The following is a 20,329-nucleotide window of genomic DNA, read 5'->3' as shown; positions in this document are numbered from 1 at the left end:
TCCATATGCGCTACCAGCACCCCGATCATCTGCAGGCCGTTATCCTCGACTGGGCGGGTACCGTGGTCGATTTCGGCTCCTTCGCCCCTACCCGCATCTTCGTCGAGGCGTTCGCCGAGTTCGACGTACAGATCAGCCTCGCTGAAGCTCGCGGCCCCATGGGCATGGGCAAGTGGGATCACATCCGTACCCTGTGCGACCAGCCCGCTGTGGCTGAGCGCTTCCAGACGCGTTTCGGGCGCCTGCCGAGCGATGCCGACGTGACCGCCATCTACGAGCGATTCATGCCTCTGCAGATCGCCAAGGTCGGTGAGCATTCCGCGCCGATTCCCGGTGCTCTGGACGCTGTGGCGACCCTGCGTGGACGGGGCCTGAAGATCGGCAGCTGTTCAGGCTACCCGAAGGTCGTCATGCAGCAGGTCGTCGAACTGGCAGCGGCCTCTGGTTATTGCCCGGACCATGTCGTGGCTACCGATGAAGTGCCTAAGGGCCGCCCGAGCCCTGCTCAGGCACTGGCCAACGTGATCGCTCTGGGGCTCGACGACGTGGCCGCCTGCGTCAAGGTCGATGACACCGAGCCCGGCATTATCGAGGGCCGTGGGGCCGGCATGTGGACGGTGGCACTGCGCTTTTCAGGCAACTTTCTGGGCCTGACCTGGGAGCAATACCAGGCGCTGCCCGGCGAGCGCCTGGAGACCGAGCGTCAGCGTATCGATGCGTTGTTCGCCGCTAGCCAACCCCATTACCTGATCGACACCCTGGCCGATCTGCCGCCGGTCATCGATGCCATCAACGCGCGTCTGGCTCGCGGCGAAAGCCCGCAAGGCTGCTGAGTCCGTCTTCCCCATTCGTACGCCCATCCCTCGCACACAGGATCCACACCATGTTCAAGCGCATCGCCCTTGCCACTGGCCTGCTCGCCGCTGGCGCCCTGCATGCCCAGGCCGCCACCGAACTGACTGTCTACAGCGCTCTGGAAGTCGAACAGCTCAAGCCTTATCAGCAGGCATTCGAGAAGCAGCACCCCGATATCCGCATCAAATGGGTACGCGATTCCACCGGGATCGTCACTGCCAAACTGCTGGCCGAGAAGGATCGCCCACAGGCCGATGCCGTCTGGGGCCTGGCGGGTTCCAGCCTGGCTATCCTCAAGCAGCAGGGCATGCTCGAAGCTTACGCACCGGCCAGCCTGGACAAGATCGGCGCCAACTACCGCGACAGCGACAATCCGCCGTCCTGGGTGGGCATGGACGTGTGGGCCGCGAGCATCTGCTTCAACACCATCGAGGCCGAAAAACAGGGCTTGCCGAAGCCGACCAAGTGGGAAGACCTGACCGATCCGGTCTACAAGGGCAAGATCGTCATGCCCAACCCGGCGTCTTCCGGCACCGGCTACCTGGACGTCAGCGCCTGGCTGCAGATCTTCGGCGAAGACGGCGGCTGGGCCTACATGGACAAGCTGCACCAGAACATCGGCCAGTACACCCATTCCGGTTCAAAACCCTGCAAGCAGGCCGCCGCCGGCGAGTTTCCCATCGGCATCTCCTTCGAGTACCCGGCCGTTCAGCTCAAGCGCAAGGGTGCGCCGCTGGCCATCGTGCTGCCCAAGGAGGGCCTGGGTTGGGAGATCGAGGCGAGCGCGATCATCAAGGGCACTCAGCACTTGGATGCAGCCAGGAAGCTTGCCGACTTCGCTGCCAGCCGGGAGGCCATGGAACTGTACAAGGCCAACTTCGCCGTACTGGCTCAGCCGGCCATCGCCGAGCGGTTTCAGGAACTGCCGGCCGACTACGAGCAACGCCTGATCAACAACGATTTCAACTGGGCCTCGGAGAACCGCGAGCGGATTCTCGCCGAATGGCGCAAGCGCTATGACGGCAAGTCCGAGCCGGTCAGTCAGTAAGCCGCACGGGCTTTTACTTGCAATCTGCTGGCCGCTCTGGCGGCCACTTCCCCTCTCGAGGAGTTTTCCATGAGTCAGCACGACTGTGACCTGCTGATCGTAGGTGCCGGCATCCTGGGCCTTGCGCATGCCTGGGCGGGTGTGCGCCGCGGCCTCAAGGTTCGCGTATTCGAACGCAGCCATACGCCTCTGGGTGCATCCATTCGCAATTTCGGTCAGGCCCTGGTGACCGGCCAGGCGCCCGGCCCGATGCTCGACCTGGCGCGCCAGTCCCACGGCCTTTGGGCGCACTTGGGCGCGGCCGCCGGGCTGTCGATGAAGAAACAGGGTTCCTTGGTGCTGGCCCGCACCGAAGCCGAAGAGGCCATGCTGGAGGCATTCTGCGCCGGTCGTGCCCAAGAGTTTGGCTACCGCACCGAACTACTGCGCGGAGCAGCCCTCGACAGTCTTTATGACGGCCGCTTCGCTCATCACCGCGCAGCCCTGCATGGCCTGGACGACCAGCAACTTTTCTCCCGGGAAGCGCTGCCACAGATCATCGATTACCTGGCCGGCCAGGGCGTTGAATTCCACTTCTCGACGCTGGTGCGGGACGTCGAGCCTGGCAGTGCCCTGACGACCACGGGGCGCTTTTCGGCGCGGCACATCGTCGTCTGCTCCGGCCACGACTATCAGACCCTGCTGGCCGAGCCGATGGCCAGGTTGCAGCCTTCGGTGTGTCGCCTGCAGATGCTGCGGGCTCGGTTGGCGCAGCCGCTGGACCTGCAGCACGCCGTGCTCACGGGCCTGAGCTGCGTGCATTACGGCGCATTCAGTGACCTGCCCGAGGCCGAAGCGATTCGTACGGAGATACGTCGCGATTACCCGATATTGGAAGAGCGCGGTATTCACCTGCTGATCAGCCCCACGCCCTACGGTGAATTGATCATCGGTGATTCCCATGACTACGGTAGCGATGCCGCGCCGTTCAACGAGGAGGGAGTGGATGATCTGCTCATCGGGCTGGCTGAGCACACCCTCGGCGGACGCCTGCACGTGCTCGAGCGCTGGCAGGGCGTATATGGCACGCGCGGTCCAGGCCCATTCAGCGTATTGCCTGCTGCCGATGGGGTGACTGCCGTGCTCATGCATACCGGGCTGGGCATGAGCGTGGGCCTCGGCCTGGGCGAGCGAACCGTTGCCGCGCTGCTTGGCGAGAGCGAGTGGCCCGAGGCGCACGCGGTGTAACAGCTGAGCCAGGAGTGGTCCGGCAGCGTGTTCCAGGTCCCGAGCTGATCTTCCGGCTCGGGCCTGATACTACGGGCGCGAACCCTGCTCCGGGCCGGGCGAAAGGTGCGGTACTGAGTGAATCACCTGGAACATGAGTGCGTGACGCACAGCATCGACCTCAGCCAACCTCGACCTTGAGCAGGCTCCTCTCGCCGTGGGTCCATAACTGCTGTCTCCAGTTATTGTCCCAGTTCCTCTGGTGCGCACCGCTCGCGGAGTCGGAACGGGAAGCATCGCGAGCCCCGGCTCGTGCCAGCAGCTCGGCACCGATATCGATGGTCCGCGCATAGTTGTCGCGATCGAAATCGATGCCAAGGCTGAAGTTCTCGACCTTGAAGAGCGCGATCTGCGCATCGGCCAGCTCACCGGCCTGCTTCACCAGATCCGCAGATGCATTCAGTGCGTGGTCCAGCCAGGCAGCCTGATCGCTATCGAGCCCCTCGATGTTGGTGAGCGTGAGCCGCCCACCGGCTTCTACGCTGAAACCGAAGGATGCGTCCTGCAGGTCCGGTCGCTCTGCGTGGATAGCTTCGAGGAGGTCGGTATAGGTCTGCTCGATCTGTCGAGATGTGGCGCCAAGCACGGCATTCGCGGCGTTCATTTCCTGCTGCTGACGCTCCACGAGGCCCAGCCGGTCGATGGGCAGGTTGGCGAGAAAGGCTTCGCTCTCTTCTGCGCTGAGCCCGCTTGGGTTGTGAATCCTGCCGGCCACGGAAAGCGCCACGCTGTGGCTGACGCTGCCAGCCCTCACTGCCGCTGCGTAATCGTGGTATTTGCGCAGCGACTCCTCGCTGAGCTGCACGCTATTACCCTGCGCCAGCGCAGCGGCGTTGCTGCCGCCAGCACTCGCACCGCCAGATTTCTCCGCAGGTTCGGCAGATACCCGCCAGGCTTGGTTGGTTCGTGGAGCAATGGCTCTGTAGGCGCTCAGTGCCGGCATGTCACTCATCTCACCCATCCCTATTCGTCTCTATCCCTAAGTCCTGGCGCGACGTGTCGGTGATGGCGCCTGGGCAAGATGCTCACCCCATCGCTGGGCGAGCGTTGGCATCGATAGCCTTGTGCCTGATTAACGGCTGCTTCGTGTGATTCTTTAGGCAATGGGGCTGCTCCGGAACGCCATGCTCATCTGCAGTTCGATGCGCATGCGCTTGCAACGGCTGTGCGTTGATCGCACACAACTCACACCGTCGATCTAAAGTTTTCACCGCTGCGTTGGATACCTCTAGGCATTCGAGCCCGTCTTGGGCTCCTGCCTGGAGCGATCGCCATGTTTCCTCACCTGAAAGTCCGCACCGGAATGGCTGCGGTGCTTGTCGTGTTCGTCGTCGCGCTGCTGTTTTCGGTGGTCAACAACTGGCGATCGGCCGAGCTCAGTCACGAGCAGATCAGCGAGCTGAACCGCGCCACCCGGCAGATCGACGGCATCAACAACGCTCTGTTGCTGGCCATCCGCACCAGTGCCAACGTGTCGTCTGCGTTCATCGAGTCGGTGGGTGGGCATCAGCAGGATTCCGAGGCCCGCCTGGTACGCAGTGAGGGCATCTGGAAAGAGGCCATCGCCAAGGTCGAGTCCGCCACTGCCGACATCACCGACCCGGTATTGCAAGGCTATGTCCGTGAGTTGAAGGCGGCCTTCACCGAGTACGGCGAGGCCATCGTCGGCCAGCGTGCGGCTACCCGCTCGCAGTCTGCCGCTGATTACTTCCAGGTGAATATCGCTGCCGGTAATGGCATGACCAAGTTGCAGGCGGTGCGCGTCAAGCTGGTCGACGAACTGGATGCACGCAGCAAGCAGATCATCGCGCAGTCGGCGCAGCGCCTGACCCTCTCGCAGACCCTGGCGATCGCTCTTGCCGTGGTGACGCTGGTGCTGGCCGTGCTGTGCTGGGGCTTCATCGCTAGCCGCGTGCTGCGCCCTCTGCGCGAGGCGGGCGAGCATTTTCGGCGCATTGCCGGGGGCGACCTGACCCAGCCGGTGTCGGTGCCCGGGCGCAACGAAATCGGCGAGTTGTTCGTCGAGCTGCAGCAGATGCAGACCAGCCAGCGCGACACCCTGAACCTGATCGCAGGCTCCGCCACCCAGTTGGCGTCCGCGGCAGAGCAGCTCAACGTGGTGACTGAAGAGAGCAACCGCGGCCTGCAACAGCAGGACCAGCAACTCGAACAGGCCGCCACGGCAGTCACCGAAATGACCAGTGCGGTGGAGGAGGTGGCGCGCAATGCCGTGTCCACCTCCCAGGCCGCCACGGCCTCCGACGGCCTGTCGCAGAAGAGCCGCGAGCAGGTGCGGGAAAACATTCAGGGCACCCATTCGATGGCCACCGAGATTCAGGACAGCGCCGAGCGCATCCAGAACCTGGCCAGCGAAGTGCAGAACATCAGCACGGTACTGGACGTGATCCGCTCGATATCCGAGCAGACCAACCTGCTGGCGCTCAACGCCGCCATCGAAGCCGCACGCGCCGGTGAAGCAGGGCGTGGCTTCGCCGTGGTGGCCGACGAGGTGCGCACCCTGGCGCACCGCACCCAGACCTCGACCCGGGAAATCGAGCAGATGATCGCCACGGTGCAGAACAACGCCGAGCAGGCCGCCAGCGTCATGCGTTCGAGTACCGAAAAAGCCCAGGACACCCTGAAGATCACCCAGGCCAGTGGCGAAATGCTGGAAGAAATCTTCTCCGCCATCGGGCAGATCAACGAACGCAATCTGGTGATCGCCAGCGCTGCGGAAGAGCAGGCCCAGGTGGCCCGCGAAGTGGACCGCAATCTGGTGGCCATACGCGATCTCTCGGCTCAGTCAGCGGCTGGCGCGCTGCAAACCAACTCGGCCAGCCACGAGCTGTCGCGCCTGGCGGTGGAATTGAGTGCGCTGGTGGGGCGTTTTCGTATTTGAGGGCGGGGTTGCCACCAGAAGGGGAGCGAGCCACTCCGTCAAGCTGGGTCGCTATCGCTTTCTATAGGCATCACTGCCGTGGCCGACAACGACCCCGACAGTGATGCTCTGTCGTTTACCGATAAGGTTGAAGTGTTTCTGATATCCCTTGAAGCCGCGTCAAGGGCGTTCGCTGATGCCAGGCGCCATTACCTGTGGCATTGGCGGGAAGAATCGTGATATCGCCTCTAAACATGCCCACTGCCTCCCTGCGTCTCGCACAGCGCCTGGCGATAGAGCACCACCATCTCTTCGAGCAGGTCTTTTGCGAACAGCGCGGCGGCGTGCACTAGCAGGCCTTCGGGGTGTTCGCCTTTCTTGCGGATCAATTCGTCGAATATGTCGGCCAGCAAACTGGCACGTAGTTCGGCGTCACCCTGAGTATCGCGAGGCGGTGGTGGGCAGGTTTTCGGAATGGGGCTTTGCCGTCTGGGGAAACGAATGACCGGGCTGCGTGGTTCAGCCATGGCGCACCTCCTGGCTGGAGGCGAAGGGTGTCAGTGTGCAGGTAGGGTGGTACCCTGGCGTAAAAGCTGGATGGCGCATTTTCCTTATGCTCCCTGGTTTGCTTAAGGAGCCGCCACCGCCGTTGCTACGCGGTTATGGTGGCGGACCGTACAGGGGTAGCAAACCGGAAACCAAGGGAACCGGCCAGGCCGAAGCCTGCCCCGTACGGGCCGCCATAGAAATGCAGTAGCACGGCACCGAGTACCGACTATGCAAGTGCGACGCACCGCGTCTTGGTTTTTCAGGTTGCTACACCCGGTCACGGCATCGACCGTGACCGGCGCACTCTAGCTCGCAGGTTTGGCGATGGCAACCTGCCGGAGCGTTGCAACGTGACTGCCTTGATTCACGGGGTGGTCATGACCCGCCTCCCGTGTGGCAGCCTGCTCTGCCGTTGTTCTCCTGGTTCGCTGCAGCGCGTGAGCAGAATCGCTCTTTGGCTGCAGCCACATGGGGCGTCACGTGTCGGGGGGTGATTGCAGTCGGTAACGAGGGTGAACAGCATTGTTCGAGGCTGGTATGGGCCCGGCGAGAAACGAATTGGCCTGGCGATCTATTTACGTGATCTCACGTTACCGTGCCGTACCTCTTTCGAGGGCGAGTTACCGAAGTAGGCGGCGTAGCATTTACTGAAATGGCTTGGCGAGGCGAAACCGCAGGCGACGCTGACATCTAAGATAGGTAAGTCGGAGTACTGGAGCAGGCGTCGACCTTCGGTGATACGAAGCTCCAGATAGTAACGTACCGGTGTGGTACCAAGTTGCTGCTGGAAGAGCCGCTCGATCTGCCGCCGAGAACGGCCAGAATATTGGGCTAATTGCTCGGCACTCAGGGGCTCTTCGACATTCGCGCTCATCAAACTGATCACATTACGCAGCGGTTCGCTCATTTTGGCGTGCAGAGCCGGACGGACGCGCCTAAACCGAGACTCTTCGAAAGCCAGGATATCTACGATCCCTTCAACCAGATCGCGGCCATGGAGTTTGTTGATCCACTCCAGCACCATGTTGAACGCACCGGTAGGGCTAGCGGCCGTCAACCTGTCGCGATCGACCATGAAGCTTTCCGAGGTGACTTGGCTGTTCTTAGCGATCTCCGCCAGGGCAGATCGATGTTCTGGGTGGATCGCACATTTATAGCCGTCAAGCAGTCCTGCTTGTCCTAGAAACCAAGCGCCGCTCCACAGGCCTGCCAAGGCGATTTGCTTTTCACTCGCAGTGTGGAGAAGTTGTTTCAGAACAGAAATCGGGCGCAAGTTGGTACGCAATCCGCCGCAGACCACCAGCAGGTCGAGTCCAGCAAGGTGGCTCACGTTCAGTTCAGCACTTGGACAGATGGTGATGCCTAGATCACTGACTACCGCTTCCCCGTTCAGGCTGAATGTTCGAGTCGCGAATACGTTAGCGCTGATCAGGTTGGCCGTTACCAGGATATCCAGTGCCTGAGTGAAGGCAGGCAGGGAGAAGTGCTCCAGAAGCAAAAAACCGACATTAGCTTTTTGTAGGGTGAGGCTCTTATCACGTATAAACCGAAGGTTTTGCCCCTGTAGCAGCTCACTGAAGCTTCGTCTGTTCGGCATATTATCGATCTCATTCTTGTCGAGTCGGCGCCAATACCTTCTCTGATGCGGTTTAAATCAACGAAAAGTAGGCAGCCAAAAAACAATCTTGCTGATTTTGAGGGCAGGTCAAGTTCTGAAGCGCCCCACCAGACCATTCAATTCGCCGGACAGCGACTCCAGGCGCTGTGAGTCGCTGCGCGCCGAATGCGCCAGTTCCTCGACCAGTTGTGCGTCGGTCTGAATCTGCGCGATGTGCCGGTTGATGTCTTCGGCCACGTGGTGCTGTTCTTCGGCTGCGGTGGCGATCTGATTGTTCTGATCGCGGATCTCGTCCACCGAGGTGCGGATCTGCTCGAAGCTGTCGCGAGCCTGCTGAATCCGTTCGACGCTCTGCTGCGACATGCTCAGGCTGCTCTGCATCTGCTTGGTCACGTCCTGAGTGCGTTTGGCCAGGCCACCCAGCAGGCTGTCGATCTCGCCGGTTGAATCCGCCGTGCGCTTCGCCAGTGCGCGTACTTCGTCGGCGACCACGGCGAAACCACGCCCCTGTTCACCCGCGCGTGCGGCCTCGATGGCAGCGTTGAGGGCCAGCAGGTTGGTCTGCTCGGCGATCGAGCGGATGGTGTCGAGGATGGCGTTGATGTTCTTGCTGTCCTGCTCCAGCACCTGCATGGCCTGGGCCGACTTCTGCAGGTTCTCGCTCAGCCGCGAGACGCTGCCGGTGGCTTCGTCGATCTGCAACTGACCATCGTGCACCTGACGTTGGCCTGAGTCGGCCGAGGAGGCTGCGTGGCTGCAGGAACGGGCCACTTCGTTGGCGGTGGCGACCATCTCGTTGAAAGCGGTGGACACCAGCTCCACGGCCTCGCGCTGCCGGCCGGCGGCGTCGTTCATGTCGCGGGCCACGCGGGTGCTGGCATCCGAGGCGGTTTGCAGATCCGCCGAAGCGCTGCCGATGCGTTGCACCAGGGTGCGGATGGCGCCGAGGAACTGGTTGAACCAGCGTGCCAGCAGGGCGGTTTCGTCATTGCCGCGCACGTCGAGGTTGCGGGTCAGGTCGCCTTCGCCCTGGGCGATGCCTTCCAGGCCACCGGCCACGCTGCGGATCGGTTTGACAATCAGGCCGGCGAAGCTGGCACCGACGATGGCGAACAGCACGGCCAACACAGCCGCGATGATCGCGATCTGCCAGGTCAGGCTGGTGGCCTTGGCCATGACTTCACTGCGCTCGATCAGGCCGATAAAGCGCCAGCCCAGAGTGCTCGACGACCAGACGTTGGCCATGTACGGCACGCCGCCTAGTTCTACCTCGACCAAGCCATTCTGTACGCCGGCCAACTGTGTGTAGCCGTCGCCCAGCTCGCTGATCAACTTGAAGCCATGGGCGGGATCGCGGGGGTCGACCAGCACGTTGCCGTTGCTTTCCAGCAGCATCAGGTAGCCACTTTCGCCAAGCTTGATCTGCTTGACCAGTTCGGTGAGCTGCTTGAGCGAAACGTCCAGGCTGATCACCCCGAGGTTTTTACCCTGGCTGTCATCAACGGTGCGGACGGTGGCCATCAACACTACATCGTCGGTCGCCCAATAGTAGGCAGGGCTGCGTACTACTTTGCCTGGCGAGTTCAAAGCGCTTTTGTACCAAGGCCGCACGCGAGGATCGTAGCTATGCATTTTGGGGTCATCAGGCCAACTGACGTAAGTGCTATCTGTATTGGCAAAGGACAAATACGCCGTAGTCGGGTGGGTAGCCGCGAACTGATCGAAGAGTTGCAGCAGCTCTTTGCCCGTCTCTGTCATCGGGGTCTGAGCCGCATCGGCGCTGACATAGCTCTTAAGGTCTCGGGCGTTCTGAATTTTCGGGCTTTTCGCCAAGTATTCGACGTTCTGTGCGATTGCGTCGAAAAACTGGTTCATGGCGTTTTCGATCTGACGAATTTCTCGATTGCTGCTGTCGAGGAAGTTGTCCTGCGCCTGAGCGCGAAGGTTTACGACCACCACGATAGCGACCACCACGACGGGCACACAGGCTATGGCCGCGAAGGCCCAGGTGAGTTTCTGTTTGATGTTCACGGGTGGTTTCCTGCGGGGTGGGAGGCATTGTTATTGGTATAGCTTCGCGGAAAGAAGTTTGGGCTTGCAAAGATGCCTGAGTCCACGCGTCGATGCAGAATTCACATAGTGTCTTTCTATTTGGTATTCAGGTGAGGTATTCCAGAAAGCTACGTCATGAATACGTAGCTTTCTGGCACGTTCACGAGCGAGCCGCCGCTCAGCCCACAGACTTCAGCGCAATCGGCCCGCGGAGGCGCTCTAGCATGGTTGCGCAGTACCAATCATCGAATTGGCATACGCCATTTTCGGCAATTTCCGAGTATGGGCCTGGTTCGTAGGAAGGCGAATTGACGCCGGCCTGAGTGCCCTCGACCAACTGACGATCCTGATCGTTGGTTGCGATCCACACCTTGGTCAGGCGCTCGATGTCGTAATCCACACCCTCGACCGCTGACTCTGGCACCAGCCACTTTGTAGTAACCAGGGTTTCGTTCGGGCCAATGGGCAGCACTCGGAAACTCAGTGCGTGGTCGCCCAAAAAATGGTTCCAAGTGGACGGGTAATTGAAATAGAGCAGGGCACCGATGTCAGCTTCGCCGCTTTTGTCGAGCCGACCATTGACGGCGGGCTTGCCATCCATCGTGTAGCTCACTGCACCAGCGGAGAGCGGGATGCGGGTCATGCGGAAGCGGCCGTTGATGTCCATGACCAGCTTGCTTGGCATACCGGCTCGTTCGCAGCGAGCCCAGTGGGCGCTCAGTTCCGGGTCGTCTTCGCCACCCACGCCTGCGACTGAGAGGTTCTCCACGAAGGAATTGAGCAGCTCTGGGTGTGTGCCGTCGCAGTGGTAGCACTCGCGGTTATTCTCGAAAACCAGCTTCCAGTTGCCTCGTTCGATCAGGTCGGATTTGAAGGCGACTTTGCAGTTATCCAGAAAGTGCGGCGCGATGAAGGGCTTTACCGCGCTGCGGAAAGAGTCGAAGTCGGGTGCCTTGGTGGCGACACAGACATAGATGAAGCTTTCGACGATTTCGCAGTGCACGGGCTTCAGGTTGTACTGGGTTTTATCGAAGTCAGTGCCCATGTTGCCAGCGAACAACAGGTTGCCGTCCAGCTCGTAAGTCCACTTGTGATAAGGGCATACGAGCTTGGCTACTTTACCCTGTTCGTGCTCGCAGACCTTGGCGCCACGGTGGCGGCAAGCGTTATGAAAGGCATGCACCTGGCCGTTCTTGCCACCTACCACAACGACCGGGTAATCCCCGATCTGCAAGGTGAAGTACTGGCCAGGTTTGGCGACTTCGAATGTATGGCCGGCGAAGATCCAATCCTTGTGCCAGATCTGCTCCAGATCCTGGCGATAGACCTGGGGATCACTGTACAGCTCACGGGGTAGCGAGTGTCGGGCTTTGCGTTGAGAGATCAGGTCGATGACGGTTTGCTTGTTACTCATAGTGGTCCTCCAGGAAACATACCTTGAGCCGAATTTCGTTAACGGTCTTGTTGGTCTTGTGATGTTTGAAAACTCATGGCAAACGCCGCCATCGCTATGAAAGCCTTCGGCGGCGGGCAGGCCGGAGACACCCTGCTGCGCAGTGATGCATGGTCGGAGCGTATTACGCCACCTGTGGCGCTACAAACGACATTTCAGGAGGGGAAAGCATGATTGCAGGTTATTGATCGTGTGGCCGGAACAGTGGCGCCAGAGCATCGATGGCTGATGCGGAATGCTCCAGTTCCTTTATGGCCGACTTCAACTCGAAGCAGGCTTGGTGACGGAGGTTCACACCGGCAAACAGATCGAATTTCATGTCGATATCTTCTGAGGTCATGGGGCGTTCAGGGTCACCCAATGCGGCTGTAATGGGTGACTCCAGCTGCTCGCCGCTCTTCAGTGCCACGAGTACGCGGGAAAGAATTTCCTTTGGGAAGCGTGCCGAAATATCTGCTGACTCTACGATTTCGATGCGTTCACTGACGGCAAGAATGTCTGGCGCGGTGATTGCTGCACCGGTGACTTCAACTGGGCCGACCTTGCCGCGTGCAATGAGCGCCGCCAGTGGAAAGGCGAGGGCATACTGGGCTTCGTCGGCGTTGCTGGGGCGGTGGCCCTGCAGGCACATCGACTCCCAAAAAGTTTCCACACGAATCGATGCGATGTTGTCAGCACATATTTGCGGGTGCTCGCGCATCAGCTCGCTCATGGCGGTGAGGGCGGGCTGAGCCCAGCGGCACACGGGCCAGGGTTTGAAGTACTGGGCGTCTATTTCCCAGCGGCTGCCCAGATCATCCCAGTAGGGTGCTGCAATGGCATCTTCGACTGTCTCGGCCGGAGCGCCGGTTACCCCCTCGCGGGCCATCAGCAATGCGTTCAATCCAACGAAAGCCCCGGAGCCATGGGCATCACGCAGCATGGTCGGGTGCTGAACCACGCGCATCATCGGGCAGCGCGCGCTGAAATACTCAGCGATTCCCAGTGCATGGCGGAAGGTGGTTTCATCGAGCCCCATCAGACGCGCGCCCGCGCACACTACGCCAATGGCTGAGAAACCGCCCGAGGCGTGGTAGGTAGGAGAGGTGGATATCAGCGACACACCAGCACGCAAGCCTGTTTCATAACCAATGCAGAGCGCTTCGAGCAGTTGTCGGCCAGTGATCGGCTGGCCCTGCGCATGCAGTGCGTCAGCCAAGGCGAGGATAGCTGGAACTACCGTTGCGCCCGCGTGGCCCTTGGACGTGAAATGGCCTTCGTGGGCATCCAGGCTATCGGCCGTGAAGCCGCCAGCCCAGCCGGCGCCCAAAACACTTACCTGGGTACCATCGAAAGGCAGCCGACTGATGAACGCTCCACCGGGATAGTGTTGGCGAGCGAAGCGATAGAGCGTCTGGCTGGTCTCGTTGGTTACCGCCCCAGCCATTACCCCAACGATATCGAGCAGGCTTTTTTTCAGTATTGCCTGGGTATGAGCAGGCAACTGGGAAAACTCAAAGTCACGGCAGAAGATGTACAGCGACATGCGATGGCTCCTTTTGAACTCTGCTCGGGAAATATTCACCCCGCAGACAGTGGGCCAGCGCATCGTCGTACTCTAGCGACATTTTCTTCGTGCAAAGGATAACCGCAGGTCAGGCTAGCGGCGTGCGAAGTGGCCCAATATCCATTGCTGAAAACGCCGCACGGCATCGACGTCTTCCGCCTCTTCGCGAATAGAAAGATAGTGACGGCTGTTGCGCAGTTCCACCTCCGCCTCGATTGGCCGTACCAGAAGGCCCTGTTCGAGCAGGGCCTTGACCAGATGATTCCAGCCCAGCGCAACGCCCTGATGAGTGAGCACCATGCTGATGATCAGGTTGTAGTCGTTGGCGCTGAAAACCTGTGGGCTGGTCGCCGGGCGCTCATCGATATCGACGCCCTGAAATGCCAGCCATACGCCCCAGTCGACGTGCTCGGCGACCTGTGAACGCCCATAGGGGCTCAGGTTGAGCAACAACGAGTCACGTACGCCCTCGAGCGTGCGGATCTGCGGGTTGCGCTCCAGATAGTGTGGTGAGCACACAGGGTAGATGACGTCGTGGAACAGAGCAGTCCTGCGGTATCCCTCGCCCACCTTGGGCAGTTTGGTAATAAAGATATCCGGCTGTACACCGGGTTCCATGACCAAGAAGTTCTGAGTCGTGATCAGGTTCAGTTCGATGTCGTTGTGCTGGGCGAAAAAATCCGGGAGATGCTGCGACAGCCACAGCGCCGAGAACGCGGGTGAACAGCAAACCGTCAGCATGCGTTTACTGGCTTGATTACTGCGGATGCGCTCGGCGGCCTGGGCGATGTTGACGAACGATAACTGTGCTGCATCGAAGAAAAGCTCGCCGGCGCTGGTGAGCTGCACCGCCCGACCAACACGGTCAAACAGTTGGGCGCCTAGATAACCTTCAAGCTCTCGAATCTGCCGGCTGATTGCGGCTTGCGATACGCACAACGCTTCTGCGGCACGAGTGAAGCTTTCATATTTTGCAGCAGCAACGAATGCCTTTACCGCGCGCAATGAGGGCATTCTGAGGAGTAGGGCATCTGGGTCGGTGTGCTTGGACATTCGAGCCTCGTTAATAACTGCAGTGCCATGCTCAGGGGGCACGGTGCACGCGTGTCGAAGGGTAAGACGCGCAAGCGCGTAGGTCTGTTCTCTACACGACACTCCGGTGGCGTTGAGCGAATGCATAACGCGAGGTTATCAAATTGCCTTTGGAAATGTAGTTGGATTTGCCGGGGGGATGATTATAGTTTTGACGAAAGCCCTACTCCGCGGGCAAACAATAAAAATAGGATATCGTCGTGAAAACAGACACTCATTGCTCCTGCCCATCAAGAATTATTTTCTATCACTGTGCGCTGGTTTATGGCGAGCGCGCCGAGGTTGAAGGAGGCGAGTCATGAGTGAAACCGATGAAATCATGTCTGTTCGTAATGTTTACAAGGTGTTCGGCTCTCAACCGAAAATAGCGCTGGATATGGTGCGCGATGGCGCAACCAAGGCAGATATATTTGAAAAGACCGGGCAAGTGATTGGCGTATTCGATGCCAATTTTTCGGTCAGGCGTGGTGAGATCTTCGTCATAATGGGTTTGTCTGGGTCGGGCAAGTCGACCATGGTGCGTTTATTCAACAGACTCATCGAACCCAGCTTCGGCTCCATCTTTCTCAATGGCCAGGAAATCACCGGCCTTGCTGATAAAGACCTGCTGCAAGTTCGTCGCAGGGACATGGGCATGGTGTTTCAGTCCTTTGCTTTGATGCCTCACATGTCGGTACTCGATAATGTCGGCTTCGGCCTGGAGATAAGTGGCGTTTCGGAAAAGGAGCGCAATGCGCGTTCTCTCGAGGCGTTAAGCCAGGTAGGCCTTGCCGGGCAGGAACATTGCTTTCCGCACCAGCTCTCGGGCGGCATGCAGCAGCGTGTGGGGCTGGCAAGGGCGTTGGCAAACGATCCGGCTATCTTGCTGATGGATGAAGCATTTTCAGCCCTTGATCCTATGATCCGCTGTGAGATGCAGGGTGAACTGATAAAGCTTCAGAAAGAACAAAATCGCACCGTTATCTTTATTTCCCATGATATTGAAGAGGCCGTTCGTATTGGCCATCGCATTGCAATAATGGAAGGTGGCAAAGTTGTACAGATCGGTACGCCACGTGAGTTGTTGAGCAATCCGGTTAACGATTATGTTCGCGCATTTTTCAACGGATTCGATTCCAGTCGAATTCTCAAGGCTGGAGATATCGCCCAAGAAGGCGGTATTGCCTATGAGCCGGGCCGACAGCCCTCGCTGAAGGCCGAAACTCCGCTCAACGAGATCTTCCATATTGTGGCGCAGGCCGCTTTGCCCGTTCCGGTAGTTGATGAGGCTGGCGTCTATCGGGGAAGTATTTCTCAAGGCCGCTTGCTGAGTTGTCTTGGCGGAAACTAAACCTGCACTACGTAAAGTAAGCCGTTGTTGAGGCTGAGGTACAGCTCATGTCCGATTTTAGTTTTCTCGACCCGTTCAAAACGATCAATGTTCCAGTAGGGACATGGGTGGAAGATGCACTTCGTTATTTGGTGCATAACTTTCGCGATGTATTTCGCTCCATTCGCTGGCCTGTCGATCAGGTGCTCGATGGTGTCCAGGCAGCGCTGATGTCGGTACCACCTAGCGTATTCATCATCCTGGCGGGCCTGATCGGCTGGCAGGTGGGCGGACGCCGAATCGGTGCGCTGATGGTCGTCACGCTCACTGCCCTGGGATTGATCGGCGTATGGGGCGACGCCATGGTCACTCTCGCACTGGTTCTGACCTCGCTGTTTTTCTGTGCCGTGATCGGTATCCCACTGGGCATTGCCTGTGCACGCAGCGACCGTCTCGAGGTGTTGATTCGCCCAGTGCTCGACGCCATGCAGACCTTGCCCGCATTCGTCTATCTGGTTCCGGTGGTGATGCTGTTCGGCATCGGCAACGTGCCTGGCGTAATCGTCACCATCATTTTTTCGGTGTCGCCACTGGTACGTCTCACCAACCTGGGTATTCGTCAGGTTCCTGAAGACAAAATCGAGGCCGCACGGGCCTTTGGCTGTACGCCTCGACAGATGCTGCTAAGGGTGCAGCTGCCGCTTGCCGCTCCCACCATCATGGCTGGTGTCAACCAGACCCTGATGCTGGCGCTGTCGATGGTAGTCGTGGCGTCGATGATTTCCGTCGGTGGTCTGGGGCTGATGGTACTGAGTGGTATTGGCCGGCTCGACATGGCGCTGGCGAGCGTTGGCGGTATCGGATTGGTACTGCTGGCGATTTGTCTGGATCGTTTCACCCAAGCGCTGGGTGAGCGCAGTCAACACCTGACTACCGGTCAGCGCTGGTACCACAGTGGTCCGGTCGGGCTAGTGGTGCGGTTGAAGAAGAAAAAGAAAGACGTTGCACAGCCTTTAACTCATTGAACTTGCCTTTCCTCTAATTAAAAACATCAGCAGGTGACTCATGAATTTCTCCATGTGCAAGAGAGCTATCGTTGCCGCCATGGCCGCTCCGGTTATCGGCATGATTCTGGTATCCGCCGCTCAGGCAGCCAACCCGGACAAACCCGGTGAGGGGGTATCGGTCACGCCTATCTTCCCGACCATCGCCGAAGAGCGTTTTCGCGGCGAAATAGCTATAGCGGGGCTCGAGGCGCTTGGCTACGAGGTCAAACAACCGAAAGAGACTGACTACCCAGCATTGTTTCTGGCGCTGTCTTACGGCGATGCAGACTTCACCGTGCACATGTGGGAGCACCTGCATGCTGCGTTCTACGCCAAGGCTGGCGGCGATGACGTGATGACCGCGGTCGGTGACGTGATGCCCGGGGTATTGCAAGGCTTCATGATCGACAAGAAAACCGCCGATGCCCACCACATCAAGGACGTGTCTGACCTCAAGAAGCCGGAAATCGCCAAGCTCTTCGACAGCAACGGTGATGGTAAAGCTGACCTTACCGGCTGTAACCCGGGCTGGGGTTGTGAGGTGATCATTGAGCACCAGCTCAAGGCTTACGGCCTGAACGATACCGTCACCAATAACCGTGGCTCTTACTTCGCCCTGATGGCCGACACCATTTCTCGTTATCAGCAGGGGCAACCGATTCTCTACTACACCTGGGTGCCGCAATGGATCTCTGGCGTGTTGGTGGAAGGGCGCGACGTCGTATGGCTGCCGGTTCCATTCACTTCATTGCCCGACGGCAAGAATGACGTGAACACCACATTCGATGGCAAGAATCTCGGCGCTCCGATCGACAACGTGAAGGCGGTTCTCAACAAAGAGTTCGCCGAGGAAAATCCGGCAGCGCGCACCTTCCTTTCCAAAGTCCGCATATCCACTGAAGACGAAAGCGCACAGAACCTGCGTATGCAAAATGGCGAGAAGTCACTCGAGGCTATAAAGCGCCAGGCCCAGGAGTGGATCAGTGCTCACCAGACCGAATGGGACAGCTGGCTGAAAGATGCACGGGCAGCTGGACAGCAGTAACGGCAGAGTTTTCTGGGCAGGCAGGTGAATCATGAAAGACTCCTTTCAAAGCGTACTGAAATCACGAAACCAGGTGTTTGGCGTGGGTGGCACTCCGGCAAGCCGCTGTGTTCGTGTCGCCTTCATCCTGCTTGACCAGTTTTCTCTGACGTCCTTTTCCACTGCACTGGACGCGCTCAATACGGGCACTGCACTCGAGCAGGGTGTCGACTACCAGATCAGCACATGGTCGCTGACTGGTGGTGCCATCCGTAGTGATGTGGGTGTGACGGTTGATACCCAGCGCCTGCCACTGGTTCGTGTGCAGCACCATATGCTTGTGCTCGTCGGAGGGCACCGCGTCAGGCTGGCGCCAAACGCCGTACTGAGTAAGGTGCTGCGCCGCGCCGCCCTCGAGCGCACGATGATGTGCGGCCTGTGGAACGCTGCATTTCATCTGGCGCAGGCTGGGCTTCTCGAAAACCGGGCCGGTGTATGCCATCCCGATAGTCTCGCGCCGATCAAGGAGTATCACCCGTCTTTGGATCTCGGTGGCAGTGGTCACGCACTCAGCGGCCGCGTTGGCACCAGTGCCGAACCTGGTGCGGTGCTGGACTTGATGCTGGCGGTGATGAAGCGCTGCGCACTGGGGCATACACCGGTGTTCGAGGACGAGATCAAGCGCTTGCACCAGCCGGAGCGTCATCAACAGGATTTGCCCGCCATTTCGAGGCCGAGTGGCAAGTGCCTCCCCAAACCGTTGAGTGTGGCGTTGTCGATGATGGAGGAGAACATAGAAGAACCGCTGGACATCGATCTGATTGCTGATCAGGTCGGCGTTTCACGGCGACAGCTAGAACGTCGTTTCTCACGTCATCTTAACGCGCCACCGTTGCGCTATTACCTGGAGCTGCGCCTGACTCGCGCGCGTCAGTTGATCGTCCATAGCAACCGCTCGCTGACCGATGTAGCTCTGGCTACCGGGTTCGTCAGCTACCCGCACTTTCACCGTCGTTTCAAGGATCTGTTCGGGCTGCCGCCGATGGAATTCAGAACCACCTACGACTCGCATTTGAGCCACCACTCGGCTTTCCAGGCACAGCCGAGCACCTGATCACGATAACCAAGGAACCGCTCGCCAAACAGCGGGTGTAGCTCAGTAGGCCCTGCATTCAGGCCGCTTCCTCAATTGCAATGGTTCAGCACTCATGAAAGTTCACGCCTTGCCTGCCGATGACAACAGCTGTGGCTGGTTCCACCTCAGCCCGCCGCGTAAACCCTGTGCCAGCCATCATGGGCACAGTGAGGCACCCTGGGTGGTTATCGGCGCGGGGTTTACCGGCCTGTCGGTAGCTCGGCAACTGGCGCTGAACTTCCCGGATGACGAAGTGGTGCTGATCGAGGCGCAGGAGGTTGGCCTCGGACCCTCCGGGCGCAACGCCGGCTTTGCAATCGATCTGCCCCATGACATCGGCGCCGAGGATTACATCGGCGATCTCGATATCGCCAGAACCGTTCTCAAACTGAACCTGGCTGGCCAGCGTCTGCTCAGCCAGTGGGTCGAGACCTTTGGCATCGACTGCCAGATGAAGGCCTGCGGGAAGTATCAGGCCGCAGTCGAGCGGCGAGGCCTGGCGGTGCTCGATGCATACCGCCGTGGCCTGGACAAGCTCGGCCAGCCTTATGAAATGCTCAGCGAGCAAGAGTTGCCGCATCACATTGGCACGCACTTCTATCGCCGGGCCCTGTACACCCCAGGTGCGGTGTTGATTCAGCCTTCGGCGCTGGTCAAAGGCCTGGCCGACAACCTGCCCGCGAACGTGACGCTTTACGAGCGCACGCCGATTCTGGAAGTTGAATACAGCACCAACAAAACACGCTTGCGGCATGCCGCTGGCAGCATCTCTGCCAGCCGGCTGGTGCTGGCCAACAATTCCTTTGGTCAGCATTTCGGTTTTCTGCAGGGGCGCATGTTGCCGATCTTCACCTACGGCAGCATCACCCGCCAGCTCACCAGCGACGAACAGGCGCGCCTGCAAGGCAAACCCTACTGGGGAGTCATTCCGGCCGATCCGTTCGGTACCACGGTTCGCCGCACGCCGGACAACCGTCTGCTGATTCGCAACAGCTTCAGTTTCAACCCTGATGGCCGCAGTAACCCCAAATACCTGCAGCGTTTTCTGCAGCGCCACAGGGCCTCCTATGCGCAACGTTTCCCCATGCTGCCCAACGTCGATTTCGAATACACCTGGGGCGGCGCACTGGCGATGACCCGCAACCACAACGGCTTCTTCGGCCAGCTGGCGCCCAACGTCTATGGCGCTCTGGGCTGCAACGGGCTAGGCGTAACACGCGGCACCATCACCGGTAAGTTGCTGGCCGACTGGCTCGCTGGCGAACGCAATGACTTGATCGATTTCCTGCTGGCCGCTCCAGGCCCCAACGCAAACCCACCGCAGCCGTTCCTGTCAGCAGGGGTCAATCTGAACCTGCTCTGGGGGCAGCGCCGGGCAGGGCGGGAGAGCTGAGGCCAACGTACTGCCGAAACGCGGGGCTCCGGTTCCGCACTATCAATGAATCAACCAGATGGAGG

General features: G+C 59.5%; 16 protein-coding genes. 9 read left to right on the top strand and 7 right to left on the bottom strand.

Going from position 1 to position 20,329, the window contains the following annotated elements:
* Positions 1-5: 5 nt before the first annotated feature.
* From phnX to FHR27_RS14070, 3 genes are all read left to right on the top strand, one after another.
* Positions 6-833 (top strand): phosphonoacetaldehyde hydrolase, encoded by an 828-nt coding sequence (gene phnX, locus FHR27_RS14080; protein WP_042551736.1) that lies wholly within the window; start codon positions 6-8, stop codon positions 831-833.
* Positions 834-883: 50 nt separating this feature from the next.
* Positions 884-1,903, top strand: a complete 1,020-nt coding sequence (locus FHR27_RS14075; RefSeq protein ID WP_179538867.1) for a putative 2-aminoethylphosphonate ABC transporter substrate-binding protein — start codon at positions 884-886, stop codon at positions 1,901-1,903.
* A gap of 69 nt (positions 1,904-1,972) precedes the next feature.
* A complete protein-coding gene (locus tag FHR27_RS14070; RefSeq protein ID WP_179538866.1) occupies positions 1,973-3,130 on the top strand; it encodes a TIGR03364 family FAD-dependent oxidoreductase in 1,158 nt (385 codons plus the stop codon).
* A gap of 160 nt (positions 3,131-3,290) precedes the next feature.
* Here FHR27_RS14070 and FHR27_RS14065 read toward each other — a convergent pair whose 3' ends face one another.
* A complete protein-coding gene (locus FHR27_RS14065; protein ID WP_179538865.1) occupies positions 3,291-4,121 on the bottom strand; it encodes a hypothetical protein in 831 nt (276 codons plus the stop codon).
* Positions 4,122-4,442: 321 nt separating this feature from the next.
* Here FHR27_RS14065 and FHR27_RS14060 point away from each other — a divergent pair, with 321 nt between their 5' ends.
* A complete protein-coding gene (locus FHR27_RS14060) occupies positions 4,443-6,068 on the top strand; it encodes a methyl-accepting chemotaxis protein (RefSeq protein WP_179538864.1) in 1,626 nt (541 codons plus the stop codon).
* A gap of 227 nt (positions 6,069-6,295) precedes the next feature.
* Here FHR27_RS14060 and FHR27_RS14055 read toward each other — a convergent pair whose 3' ends face one another.
* The 6 genes from FHR27_RS14055 to FHR27_RS14030 form a co-directional block, all read right to left on the bottom strand.
* Positions 6,296-6,574, bottom strand: coding sequence for a hypothetical protein (locus tag FHR27_RS14055; protein WP_179538863.1), 279 nt, complete (start codon positions 6,572-6,574; stop codon positions 6,296-6,298).
* Positions 6,575-7,167: 593 nt separating this feature from the next.
* A complete protein-coding gene (locus FHR27_RS14050; RefSeq protein ID WP_179538862.1) occupies positions 7,168-8,193 on the bottom strand; it encodes a GlxA family transcriptional regulator in 1,026 nt (341 codons plus the stop codon).
* 108 nt (positions 8,194-8,301) lie between these two features.
* Positions 8,302-10,245, bottom strand: a complete 1,944-nt coding sequence (locus FHR27_RS14045; protein WP_179538861.1) for a methyl-accepting chemotaxis protein — start codon at positions 10,243-10,245, stop codon at positions 8,302-8,304.
* Positions 10,246-10,444: 199 nt separating this feature from the next.
* Positions 10,445-11,680 (bottom strand): aromatic ring-hydroxylating oxygenase subunit alpha, encoded by a 1,236-nt coding sequence (locus FHR27_RS14040; RefSeq protein ID WP_179538860.1) that lies wholly within the window; start codon positions 11,678-11,680, stop codon positions 10,445-10,447.
* 220 nt (positions 11,681-11,900) lie between these two features.
* Positions 11,901-13,244: an MmgE/PrpD family protein gene (locus FHR27_RS14035; protein ID WP_042553951.1), complete on the bottom strand. Its 1,344-nt coding sequence runs from the start codon at positions 13,242-13,244 to the stop codon at positions 11,901-11,903.
* Between the two features lie 114 nt (positions 13,245-13,358).
* Complete coding sequence (locus FHR27_RS14030) at positions 13,359-14,318, bottom strand: LysR substrate-binding domain-containing protein (protein WP_179538859.1); 960 nt, start codon at positions 14,316-14,318, stop codon at positions 13,359-13,361.
* Between the two features lie 337 nt (positions 14,319-14,655).
* Between FHR27_RS14030 and FHR27_RS14025 the strand changes: the two genes are divergently transcribed.
* From FHR27_RS14025 to FHR27_RS14005, 5 genes are all read left to right on the top strand, one after another.
* Positions 14,656-15,687 carry a quaternary amine ABC transporter ATP-binding protein gene (locus FHR27_RS14025; protein ID WP_179538858.1) on the top strand — a complete coding sequence of 344 codons (1,032 nt, stop codon included), beginning with the start codon at positions 14,656-14,658 and terminating at the stop codon, positions 15,685-15,687.
* 47 nt (positions 15,688-15,734) lie between these two features.
* Positions 15,735-16,691: a glycine betaine/L-proline ABC transporter permease ProW gene (gene proW / locus FHR27_RS14020; RefSeq protein ID WP_042553954.1), complete on the top strand. Its 957-nt coding sequence runs from the start codon at positions 15,735-15,737 to the stop codon at positions 16,689-16,691.
* Positions 16,692-16,743: 52 nt separating this feature from the next.
* Entirely contained in the window at positions 16,744-17,757 is a 1,014-nt protein-coding gene (gene proX, locus FHR27_RS14015) for a glycine betaine/L-proline ABC transporter substrate-binding protein ProX (RefSeq protein WP_231570160.1), read from the top strand.
* Between the two features lie 31 nt (positions 17,758-17,788).
* The gene (locus tag FHR27_RS14010) at positions 17,789-18,850 is read left to right on the top strand and encodes a GlxA family transcriptional regulator (protein WP_042553956.1); all 1,062 of its coding nucleotides are present in this window, start codon (positions 17,789-17,791) and stop codon (positions 18,848-18,850) included.
* Between the two features lie 94 nt (positions 18,851-18,944).
* Positions 18,945-20,264, top strand: a complete 1,320-nt coding sequence (locus FHR27_RS14005; protein WP_042553957.1) for an NAD(P)/FAD-dependent oxidoreductase — start codon at positions 18,945-18,947, stop codon at positions 20,262-20,264.
* Positions 20,265-20,329 lie beyond the last annotated feature (65 nt).

It is taken from the genome of Pseudomonas flavescens, assembly GCF_013408425.1.
Classification (GTDB): Bacteria; Pseudomonadota; Gammaproteobacteria; order Pseudomonadales; family Pseudomonadaceae; genus Aquipseudomonas; species Aquipseudomonas fulva_A.
Note: the sequence above shows the minus strand (reverse complement) of the source record. Positions and strands in the feature narration are given on the sequence as shown.

Bases quoted from the DNA above. Each gene is read 5' to 3' on its own strand.
- phnX (WP_042551736.1), top strand. From the start codon at position 6: ATGCGCTACCAGCACCCCGATCATCTGCAGGCCGTTATCCTCGACTGG.
- FHR27_RS14075 (WP_179538867.1), top strand. From the start codon at position 884: ATGTTCAAGCGCATCGCCCTTGCCACTGGCCTGCTCGCCGCTGGCGCC.
- FHR27_RS14070 (WP_179538866.1), top strand. From the start codon at position 1,973: ATGAGTCAGCACGACTGTGACCTGCTGATCGTAGGTGCCGGCATCCTG.
- FHR27_RS14065 (WP_179538865.1), bottom strand. From the start codon at position 4,121: ATGAGTGACATGCCGGCACTGAGCGCCTACAGAGCCATTGCTCCACGA.
- FHR27_RS14060 (WP_179538864.1), top strand. From the start codon at position 4,443: ATGTTTCCTCACCTGAAAGTCCGCACCGGAATGGCTGCGGTGCTTGTC.
- FHR27_RS14055 (WP_179538863.1), bottom strand. From the start codon at position 6,574: ATGGCTGAACCACGCAGCCCGGTCATTCGTTTCCCCAGACGGCAAAGC.
- FHR27_RS14050 (WP_179538862.1), bottom strand. From the start codon at position 8,193: ATGCCGAACAGACGAAGCTTCAGTGAGCTGCTACAGGGGCAAAACCTT.
- FHR27_RS14040 (WP_179538860.1), bottom strand. From the start codon at position 11,680: ATGAGTAACAAGCAAACCGTCATCGACCTGATCTCTCAACGCAAAGCC.
- FHR27_RS14035 (WP_042553951.1), bottom strand. From the start codon at position 13,244: ATGTCGCTGTACATCTTCTGCCGTGACTTTGAGTTTTCCCAGTTGCCT.
- FHR27_RS14030 (WP_179538859.1), bottom strand. From the start codon at position 14,318: ATGTCCAAGCACACCGACCCAGATGCCCTACTCCTCAGAATGCCCTCA.
- FHR27_RS14025 (WP_179538858.1), top strand. From the start codon at position 14,656: ATGAGTGAAACCGATGAAATCATGTCTGTTCGTAATGTTTACAAGGTG.
- proW (WP_042553954.1), top strand. From the start codon at position 15,735: ATGTCCGATTTTAGTTTTCTCGACCCGTTCAAAACGATCAATGTTCCA.
- proX (WP_231570160.1), top strand. From the start codon at position 16,744: ATGTGCAAGAGAGCTATCGTTGCCGCCATGGCCGCTCCGGTTATCGGC.
- FHR27_RS14010 (WP_042553956.1), top strand. From the start codon at position 17,789: ATGAAAGACTCCTTTCAAAGCGTACTGAAATCACGAAACCAGGTGTTT.
- FHR27_RS14005 (WP_042553957.1), top strand. From the start codon at position 18,945: ATGAAAGTTCACGCCTTGCCTGCCGATGACAACAGCTGTGGCTGGTTC.